The sequence below is a fragment of the Paenibacillus sp. p3-SID1389 genome (assembly GCF_025151705.1).
GTDB classification, from domain to species: Bacteria; Bacillota; Bacilli; order Paenibacillales; family Paenibacillaceae; genus Fontibacillus; species Fontibacillus phoenicis.
Genome location: NZ_JALXVO010000054.1, coordinates 18,331 through 27,960 on the forward strand (window position 1 = coordinate 18,331; position 9,630 = coordinate 27,960).

Below are 9,630 nucleotides of genomic sequence, written 5' to 3' on the forward strand. Positions count from 1 at the left end.
TTTTCTAAGGACAGCTACCTTATCGAAGGGCCGAAGCCGATTTTATAATAAAAGCGCTTACAAATTTAGTGAGTCCTAAGGGGGAAATGAATGATGGGAAGAAAAAAAGTTTGGGCGCTGGGCTTGGCCATGGCACTCCTTCTCGCACTTCTGAACGGCTGCTCATCCGGAGGGAACGAGGCGGCAAACAACACCTCCACTTCAGTCAATAACGGATCAAGCGAGAATGCCGGGGATACGGGGAATCCGGTGACCTTGCGTTTCAGCTGGTGGGGCGGCGAGGATCGTCATGCGGCTACGCTGGAGGCGATCGAGGCGTATAAGAAAATCGCGCCCAATGTCACCATCGAGGCGGAATATCAGGGCTTTGACGGATACGAGCAAAAGATCAAAACCCAGCTGACCAGCGGCACTTCGGCTGACATCATGCAGCTCGACCTGCCGTGGGTCCAGGAACTGGTGACGAAAGGCGACTTCTTCGTCGATCTGAAGACGGTGGGAGATTTCGATGCCACGGGGTTCGATCCGACGTTCCTGGACAACTTCGGCGTTTATGACGGCAAGCTGGTGGCAGTGCCAACCGGCGTTAACGCCTACTGCTTGATCATCAACAAGACGCTGGCCGATCAGTTAGGCATCCCGACGGACATTCAATGGGATTGGGATACGCTTTACGAGCAAGGCAAAAAGCTGCATGAAGCCGACAGCGGTAAATACCTGTTGCTGGCCGACCACGCGGCGTTAACCCAGGATTTCCGGACGATGCTGAAGCAGCGTACGGGCGAGCAATGGATCAAAGAGGACTATACCGTAGGCTTTACGAAGGAAGATGCGGTAGCCAGCTTCGAGTGGCTGCAGAAGGCGATGGAAGCGGGGGTGTACCAGCCGCTGGGTGAAGCCGACCTGTTCTTCGGGAAGCTCGATCAGAACCCGAAATGGATCAATCAAGAAATGCCGATGACCACGTCGATGAGCAGCACGCTGCCCACGTTGAAGACGGTACTGCCGGAAGGAACTGAAATTGTAACGGCGCTCCCGGCGATCGCCAAGGATGCCAAAAACACCGGCGTCGTCGTCCGTCCGTCGCAGCTGTTCGCGGTCAGCCAAAAAAGCCAACATCAAGAAGAAGCCGTGAAGTTCCTCAACTGGTTGATGAACGATCCAGAAGCGGCGGTGATCCTGGGCAGTGTCCGTTCGATTCCGCCTGTGAAGTCGTCGCAGCAAGCTGCCGTGGAAGCCGGCAAAATCGATCCGGCGATTACGAATGCGGTGGAGCTGGGGCTCGAGAACGCGGGTCTCGTGGACAACAGCATCTCTAACAACTCGGAGGTTGCAAAAATCCTTGAGGACGTCATTCAGAAGGTCAGCTATAACAAAGCCACGCCGGAGCAGGCCGCCGACGAGCTGATCGCCAGCTTAACGTCCAAATTGGCCGAAATTAAAGACCGTACTCAATAAACAGGTCGTAAGCGGTAGGAGGGAGAGGGTCCGTCATGATTAAACGCAAGCGGAACTATCAGTATGTCGGACTGCTGTATATTTCGCCATGGATCATCGGGTTATTGCTGTTCCAGTTGTATCCGTTCTTGTCTTCGTTTTATTACTCGTTTACGAATTACAACATGGTTAGCGCCCCGACATGGACGGGTTGGGACAATTACGTCAAAATTTTTACGGGGGACCCGGAGTTTTACCAGTCCCTGAAGGTCACTGGCATATACGTGGTGCTGGCCGTTCCGGTCAAACTCGCCTTCGCCTTGTTTATCGCCATGCTGCTAAGCGCGAAGCTGAAGGGCATCAACTTCTTCCGCACGGTGTATTATCTCCCCTCCATCCTGGGGGGGAGCGTGGCGATCTCCGTCCTCTGGCGTTTCCTGTTCATGAAGGAAGGGGTCGTGAACGCCATGTTGGCCCGGCTCCATCTCGGTCCGGTCGATTGGCTGGGCAGCCCGGATGTGGCCCTGTATACGCTGGGCTTGCTGACCGTGTGGCAGTTCGGCTCTTCGATGGTGTTATTTTTGGCCGGTCTTCAGCAAATTCCGAGCGAACTGTATGAGGCCGGATCGATTGACGGCGCCTCCAAAACGCGAATGTTCTTCAAAATCACCATTCCGCTCCTGACGCCTATCGTCTTGTTCAACCTGGTGATGCAGATGGTCAATGCGTTCCAGGAGTTCACCGGTGCCTTTGTCATTACCGGAGGGGGACCGCTGAAATCGACTTATCTGTACGCGTTGAAGCTGTACGAAGAAGCTTTTACTTTCTTCAACATGGGTTATGCGTCGGCGTTGTCCTGGGTGCTGTTCGTGATCATCATGGGCGTGACGGCGGTTATTTTCAAGAGCTCGGGCAGCTGGGTGCATTATGAGGATGGGGGGCGATGACATGAGAGCAGGCGTTAGTTTGAAAAAAACATGGGCGAACTACCTCTTTCTGATCGTGCTCGGTTTCATCATGGTGTATCCGCTGCTGTGGTTGTTCGCTTCTTCGTTCAAGACCAATGCGGACATCTTTGGCTCAACGAAGCTGCTGCCAAGCAGCTACGTGTGGGATGCCTACTCACTGGGCTGGCAGGGCACGGGCCAATACGGGTTCCAGGACTTCTTCGTGAACACGTTTATCTTGGTCGTGCCAACTGTGTTGTTTACGATCCTCTCCAGCGTGTTGGTGGCGTACGGGTTCGCTCGGTTTCATTTCCCATTGAAGACATTGCTGTTCTCCATCATGATCGCCACCTTGATGCTGCCCAACGCTTCGATCATGATTCCCCGGTACATTTTGTTTAATAAGCTAGGGTGGCTGGATTCGTACCTGCCGTTTATCATCCCGGCGGCCTTCGCCACCGGCGCGTTCTTCGTCTACCTGATGATCCAGTTCATCCGCGGCTTGCCTCGGGATCTGGACGAAGCGGCGACGATCGACGGGTGCAACTCGTTTACGGTGTTGACCCGGGTGCTGCTGCCGCTGTGCAAACCGGCGATCTTCTCGGTGGGGATTTTCCAGTTCATGTGGACGTGGAACGACTTCTTCAACTCGATTATCTACATCAGCAGCGTGCGGAAGTTCACCGTGTCGCTGGGGCTGCGCTTGTCGCTGGACGCCTCGTCCGCGGTCTCCTGGAACCAGGTCATCGCGATGTCGGTCGTCAGCATCGTACCGTGCATTCTGCTGTTCTTCCTAGCTCAGAAATACTTCGTTGAGGGGATTTCGACAACGGGGTTGAAGGGGTAAAAAATAAAATCCCCTCCGTCCAAAACCGGAGGGGATAATGACTTATTTAAAGAAGTTCGGCAAATACTCTTTGTTCGCTTCCAGCATTTCATCGAGCAACTTGATGGCGACGCCGACGGATGGAACCAGCGGGGTGACCACGCATTTAACCTCGATGCTGGCGTCGTCCGGTAGAAAATCGAGGATGCCATTGTTAGCCACGTTCAGCGTCTGAATTTCGTTCTTACCGTTATACAGCGAACACATCAGGTTTACCGCGGCCTCCGAGTAGTAAGCACCGCCGCGTTGCTCCAGCTGCTTCGGCTTCTCCTTCAGCTCGACATCGCTGTAGAGCTTGAACCGCTCTTCTTCAACGCGCTTGACGACCTCGGCGCGGTTTTCCCCTTTCTTCAGAGATTCCAACTGCTCCTCGAGCATTTCGTCCGTCATGTAAAAATACTTCAACCAGTGCAGGTGATTCAGGCCAACGAATTCCGCATACACCCGGTCCGGGGTCACGCCGTACTTACTGGATACTCGCTTGATTAAGCCGATTGGAGCGTTACAAAGGCCGATGCTCTTCACGGGACACGGGTTGCAGCTGGCCGCGTTCGTGCCGGTGCCGCAAATCAGGGTTGTCAGAGGAAGGAGTTGGGGATTTACGGCTGTCCTATGTAATGTAAGATCACATCTAAAAAATGAAAAACCAGCCCGTATCTCGCCGTGCTTGGCGGATCAGGGCTGGCTGGTTATCCATTTTAAACGGTGGGATAGGGGGGCGGGGTCATAAATCCGTCGATTTCGAGCGCTTTTTTCTCGATCTCCTCCCGGGTTAAGATGCCCTTCTCTATAAGCAACTCCATGATGGCGCTTAAGGTCACGAGCTGGTGATAATGCTCTTCCTTCATATCCGCCAGCTTGGCGAGCACATTCACTTCGTTCATCGGCGTGGAATAATAGGAATCCATCTGATTACCTCCTTCAGGCAGCCGTGCAAGGCACACGGTTGAATGATTTTTCTTTTGGTCTGCGATGGGTAAAGCCCACGGGATGTGGGTAAAATTGCCGTTTTTTCCCTGATAGAAATCTGCTTCTAAACCATCAAAATATGGTAAAATAAATCTATCAATCTATCGCATTAATATAGTGTAGTCATGGGCAAGGTCAAACATTCCAGTTTTCAGAAAAAAAAGCGGTAAACTTCTCAAATTTCAGGCAACCTATCTTCGGTTCATGACGTTAATAAAATTAAGGATACGCATGAATATGGCTTTGCTGTAATGGCATAAAGTTGAAGGGGATCTTTGCCTGGGGCAGATGGCATGTCGATGCCAGGCCTTTTGGGAAGGCATGATGGAGGGGGAGAATAGAGATGGGATGGTTTGACGATGACTTTTATTCCACCAAGGTTCCGGGGCGTATGCGCTTGTCCGAAGGCGGCAGCTTGCGGCGTTGGCGCGGTAGGCCGCGTAGGCATCGCCTGGAGCTGTCCACGCTGCAGATCTCTTTAATCTCTTCCGTTCTTAGTGCGGTAGTGGCCGTGCTGTTATTCAGTTTTATTACGGGGCTTCCTTCTTCATCGAACCGCCATGTTGCAACCAGCAGTGCGGTGTTGCTCTCGGATGCCGGCGATCCTTATGACCGGATCAGCGCGGCGGCGGCCAAAGTGGCGCCCGCTGTGGTGAGCATCCTCAATCATGGGGAGCTGTCGGATGGCGATCCGGAGCAGGCGGCGCTGGGTTCGGGTGTGATTTTTAAGAAGGAGAAAGGAAAGGCCTTCATTATAACGAATACGCATGTCATTAGCGGTGCAAGCGATCTGGAAATTGTGACGAGCGACGGAGCCTCGCGTAAGGCAGAGGTTGTCGGACAGGATTCGATCAACGATATTGCGGTGCTGGCCATCGACGGACAAGGCATCGATACGGTGATCGAGCTAGGTGATTCGAAGAAGCTGCGGGCCGGAGAAACGGTCATTGCCGTCGGCAATCCGCTGGGCCTTGGAGGGACGCTGACCTCCGGGATCGTGAGCTATACCAGCCGGATGATTCCGGTGTCGCTGAACCAGGATGGCGTGTACGACTGGGAGCAGGAAGTGATCCAGACGGACGCGGCGATTAATGAGGGGAACAGCGGCGGAGCGCTGGTAGATTTGAACGGCCGGCTGATCGGCATCAATACGATGAAGATTTCCGATACGGGCGTTGAGGGATTGGGTTTTGCCATCCCGGTGAATGAAGTGATGAAGACGGTCGACGATTTGCTCCTGCACGGCAAGGTGGTTCGTCCATATATGGGCGTGTACACGTTGGACCTCAACAACCGCTATTCTCCGATCACTGACGAGCAGCGCGAGGATCTCAACCTGCCGAACCATGTCACCGCAGGGGTGATCGTCTTGGAGGCCCATGGCCCAGCGCTGAAAGCGGGACTGAAATTAAACGATGTCATTACCCAGCTCGACAAGCAACCGATCAAATCGACGTTGGAATTGCGCCGGTACTTGTATGAGCATAAGAAGATCGGGGATGAGTTGGAGGTTACGTACTACCGTGACGGCAAGCTGGAGAAAGTGACCTTGGAGCTGACCGATAAGCCGTCGGAGGCGGAAATCGAACAAGGATTAGACGATAACGAATAAACATATTCCATGGAGAGATTCCGAAGTCATGACAGACGTAGATAGAAGCGACTGGAGTGGGGGAGGAATCTCTTTTTTTGCGGGGAGCTGAAGGAGGATGGAGATGAACGGAACCTATTCGTTTTCGGGTAAGGATCGGCGTCACCTGTTAGAGCAAATGGCCAATCCGGCTGAGCCGCTGGACCTGTTGGTCGTGGGCGGCGGGATTACCGGGGCTGGAATCGCCCTCGATGCGGCGGCGCGGGGGATGCGGGTGGGTCTTGTGGAGATGCAGGACTTTGCCGCGGGAACATCAAGCCGTTCGACGAAGCTAGTCCATGGCGGCTTGCGTTACCTGAAGCAACTGGAGATCGGCGTTGTGGCGGAGGTAGGGCGCGAGCGGGCGATCGTCTACGAGAACGGCCCGCATGTGACAACGCCGGAATGGATGCTGCTGCCGATTTATCGGGGCGGGACGTTTGGCCGGTTCAGCACGTCGCTGGGGTTGCGCGTGTACGACTTCCTCGCGGGGGTGAAGCGCGGGGAGCGGCGCAGCATGCTGTCGGCGGCGGAGACGCTGGCGAAAGAGCCGCTGCTGAAGCAAGACGGTCTGCTGGGCGGCGGGTACTATGTGGAGTACCGTACGGACGACGCCCGTCTAACCCTTGAAGTGCTCAAGGAAGCAGCGGCCCGTGGGGCGATGCCGGTCAACTATACCAAGGTGACCGGGTTTCGGTACGAAGGCGCGCAGCTGGTGGGCGCTGAGGTGACGGATCTGGCCGAGGGGCGGACATATGAGTTGCGCGCCCGGAAGATCGTCAATGCGGCGGGCCCGTGGGTGGATGCGCTGCGCGAGATGGACGGGTCAAAGCAGGGCAAAATGCTGCAGCTGACCAAAGGCGTGCACCTGGTGTTCGACCAGGGGCGGTTTCCGTTGCGGCAGGCGGTTTATTTTGATACGCCGGATGGCCGCATGGTGTTTGCGATTCCGCGCGATGGCAAGACCTACGTGGGCACAACGGACACAGTGTACCACGGCGAGATTCATCATCCGCGGATGACGGAGGCGGATCGCGATTATATCTTGGGTGCGATTGACGGCATGTTTCCCGGGCTGGCGATCACGGCGGCGGACGTGGAATCCAGCTGGGCCGGCGTGCGGCCGCTTATCTACGAGGAGGGCAAATCGCCTTCGGAAATTTCCCGCAAGGATGAAATTTGGGAGTCCGCGTCCGGCCTGATCACGATTGCTGGCGGCAAGCTGACCGGCTACCGCAAGATGGCGGAGCTGGTCGTGGACCGCGTGGCCGCCAAGCTGATGCGGGAATACGGCCGGAGCTTCACGCCCTGCGCAACCCGGCTGCTGCCGATCTCCGGCGGGCAGGTGGGCGGCTCGCAGGGACTGCTCGGCTTCGTGGCACGCAAGGCGCTGGAAGCGGCGGAGCGTGGCATCCCGAAGGATCTTGCCGCTAAATGGGCGGCTAGATATGGATCCAACGTGGACCGGCTGTTGGCTTTGGCCGACGATGCTGCGGCTACGGGCGAGCCAGCCGACTCGGCCGGTGCAGCCCGGCTCCCGCTGGAGGTGGCTGTTCCGCTGAGGTATGCCCTGGAAGCGGAGATGGCGATGACGCCGGTGGATTTTTTTGTGCGGAGAACCGGGGCTTTGTTATTTGATATCGCATGGGTACGGCGGTGGAAGGAGCCGGTCGTCGATGCGATGGCCCGGTATTTCGACTGGCCGGAGGACGTGAAGCGCCGGCGGGCGGAGGAGCTGGAGCAGGCGTTGACGGAGGCGGTTTTTCCCGTAAGTGAAGAGTAAATCGTTTATTACAGGTGCAAGGATTTTGCCCTCGATCTGTCGAAATACATCCAAGAGAGCAAGCAAAGAGATCGAAGATGGAAAGAGGGCAGGGGTTCATGAAGAATGGATGGAAGCGCGGGATTCGCGGATTGGTGATTCTCGCGGGGTTAGGAGCAGCCTGGTTGGCTGCGGGCTCAGCGGTTCAAGCGGCTGCGGTGGACTTTAAGGATGTACCGGCATCCCATTGGGCTTATGACAAGATCATGTGGGCGAAGAACAACGGTGTGACCGACGGGTATCCGGACGGCACGTTCCGCCCGGCACAGTCGGTGACGGAAGCGGAGTTTCTGAGCATGCTGGTGCGGGCCTATCCAGAGATCAAGCTGGATAAGGTGAATGAGCAGGAGGCCTGGTATACGCCTTATTACAACTTGGCCTTCGAATTGGCGTGGCCGGTTAGCGACAAGCCAAATGAGCCGATTACGCGCGGATCGGTGGCTCGGTTGATGGCGGCTTTTTACGGGCAGAGCTTGAGTGAAGATGAGGCGGTACAGTGGATCCTTGCTCAAGGCTTGGCCCAAGGGAAGAACGGTGCCGGCGTAGAAGGCTTCGCGCCCAAGGACGCGGTGTCGCGGGCGGAAGCGCAGACGTTCCTGTATCGGCTCAAGCTGACGCTGCCCAAGGCGACAAGCCCGGATCTGATCAAGCCGGAGATCCAGCTGCAAGGCGTGAGGATCGGCGATTCGACGGACCGCGTGATCGAGCTGCTCGGCGAGCCGGCGCGTAAGGATGCGACCAACTACGGACTGGAATGGTACATCTATAATAAGGATTACAAGCATTATACGCAGGTTGGCGTAGCGGGCGGCAAGGTCGTTGGCTTGTTTGGCAATCATGACGAGTGGCAGTTTGCTCCCGAGGCCGAGAAAGGGCTGGAGAAGTTGCGGAGCAGCCTCGCGGCAATCTGGGACAAGAGCGAGCACCCGCCGCGAGAGTATGTGGAGACGTATACGCCGAGAGGGTTGTACATCAATCTGTACCTGGACAAGCACGAGAAGTACCGCGTGGACGGGGTGCTGCTGATGGACAAGAAGTTTACGGAGAGCCATGTGTACGCCCCGAATACTCCGGAGTCGCTGAAGGCGACGGAGCGGGAGATTTTTGACCTGACCAATGCGTTTCGTGCGCAACGAGGCTTAGGCGTGCTGAGCTGGAATGAATCGGTGGCTGAGGTGGCTCGCGCGCATAGTCGGGATATGGCGGAACGGAATTATTTTGAGCATGATAATCCTGAAGGGAAGTCGGCCGGCGACCGCATGATGGCTCGCGGGATTCCGCAGTTCCGGGCTTGGGGCGAAAATATCGCCGCCGGTTATCTGGATGCGATCGACGGGCACTATGGCTGGCTGAATTCCTGGGGCCACCGGGAGAATATGCTGGAGCCCGTGTTTACGATGCTGGGTGTTGGTGCGGTAGACGGACTTAGCAGCAGCGATTACAGAACGTACTACACGCAAAACTTCTATACGCCGCTGTAAGCTTGGCTAAGCCTGGCCGGGTCTGCTCGGTTGTCAGAGTAAGATCGTTGGTTTTTTTGGCCAGTAGGGGGAGGAACCGCTTGCCGGAAGTGACCGGGGCGGTTCCTTTTTTGTACGGAGTATGGTAGAAAAGATAAAGGATAACCTGTTAATACGTAAGTCGGCCGCAGGAGTGCGGTACAGAGAAAGGATGCTTTGACTATGTACGTCGTTTGCAAAGATCATGTGGAACTGGCCATCGATATGTTCGTGGATGAGTTTGAGGATGCCCCGGACGTGGTCGATTTGGAGCACACCAAGTTTATTGATTGGGAGCCGCCGGTAAAATGTCAGGAATGTGATCAGGAGGCGCGGTTTTTGGTGGTGTAGTGCGGGTGCAGATGCAGGTGCGGTACACAACTGAATGAGAGACGAAGAACGGGGCGACGGCATGGGATGGCTGGCCCCGCTGTTTTTTT

At 55.8% G+C, this 9,630-nt stretch carries 8 protein-coding genes and 1 pseudogene; 7 read left to right on the forward strand and 2 right to left on the reverse strand.

Going from position 1 to position 9,630, the window contains the following annotated elements; all coding sequences use genetic code 11:
• Window positions 1-93 precede the first annotated feature (93 nt).
• The 3 genes from M3G15_RS17970 to M3G15_RS17980 are packed head-to-tail and all read left to right on the forward strand — an operon-like array spanning window position 94 to window position 3,231.
• Window positions 94-1,458, forward strand: coding sequence for an ABC transporter substrate-binding protein (locus tag M3G15_RS17970; RefSeq protein ID WP_232228347.1), 1,365 nt, complete (start codon window positions 94-96; stop codon window positions 1,456-1,458).
• Window positions 1,459-1,493: 35 nt separating this feature from the next.
• Window positions 1,494-2,384 carry a carbohydrate ABC transporter permease gene (locus M3G15_RS17975; protein WP_009223388.1) on the forward strand — a complete coding sequence of 297 codons (891 nt, stop codon included), beginning with the start codon at window positions 1,494-1,496 and terminating at the stop codon, window positions 2,382-2,384.
• Window positions 2,371-3,231: a carbohydrate ABC transporter permease gene (locus tag M3G15_RS17980; RefSeq protein ID WP_009223389.1), complete on the forward strand. Its 861-nt coding sequence runs from the start codon at window positions 2,371-2,373 to the stop codon at window positions 3,229-3,231. The genes M3G15_RS17975 and M3G15_RS17980 overlap by 14 nt, the downstream gene beginning before the upstream one ends.
• Window positions 3,232-3,273: 42 nt before the next feature.
• Here the strand turns inward: M3G15_RS17980 and M3G15_RS17985 are convergent.
• Both M3G15_RS17985 and M3G15_RS17990 read right to left on the reverse strand, forming a co-directional pair.
• A pseudogene (locus M3G15_RS17985) lies at window positions 3,274-3,795 on the reverse strand (family 4 glycosyl hydrolase); the annotation flags it as partial.
• A 173-nt stretch (window positions 3,796-3,968) separates the two neighbouring features.
• Window positions 3,969-4,178, reverse strand: a complete 210-nt coding sequence (locus M3G15_RS17990) for a hypothetical protein (protein ID WP_016314543.1) — start codon at window positions 4,176-4,178, stop codon at window positions 3,969-3,971.
• A 404-nt stretch (window positions 4,179-4,582) separates the two neighbouring features.
• Here M3G15_RS17990 and M3G15_RS17995 point away from each other — a divergent pair, with 404 nt between their 5' ends.
• From M3G15_RS17995 to M3G15_RS18010, 4 genes are all read left to right on the forward strand, one after another.
• Window positions 4,583-5,851, forward strand: a complete 1,269-nt coding sequence (locus M3G15_RS17995) for a S1C family serine protease (RefSeq protein WP_028539280.1) — start codon at window positions 4,583-4,585, stop codon at window positions 5,849-5,851.
• A 103-nt stretch (window positions 5,852-5,954) separates the two neighbouring features.
• Window positions 5,955-7,652, forward strand: a complete 1,698-nt coding sequence (locus M3G15_RS18000) for a glycerol-3-phosphate dehydrogenase/oxidase (RefSeq protein WP_311202298.1) — start codon at window positions 5,955-5,957, stop codon at window positions 7,650-7,652.
• 98 nt (window positions 7,653-7,750) lie between these two features.
• Entirely contained in the window at window positions 7,751-9,172 is a 1,422-nt protein-coding gene (locus M3G15_RS18005) for a CAP-associated domain-containing protein (protein WP_009223394.1), read from the forward strand.
• Window positions 9,173-9,373: 201 nt separating this feature from the next.
• Window positions 9,374-9,541, forward strand: coding sequence for a CxxH/CxxC protein (locus tag M3G15_RS18010; protein ID WP_009223395.1), 168 nt, complete (start codon window positions 9,374-9,376; stop codon window positions 9,539-9,541).
• Window positions 9,542-9,630 lie beyond the last annotated feature (89 nt).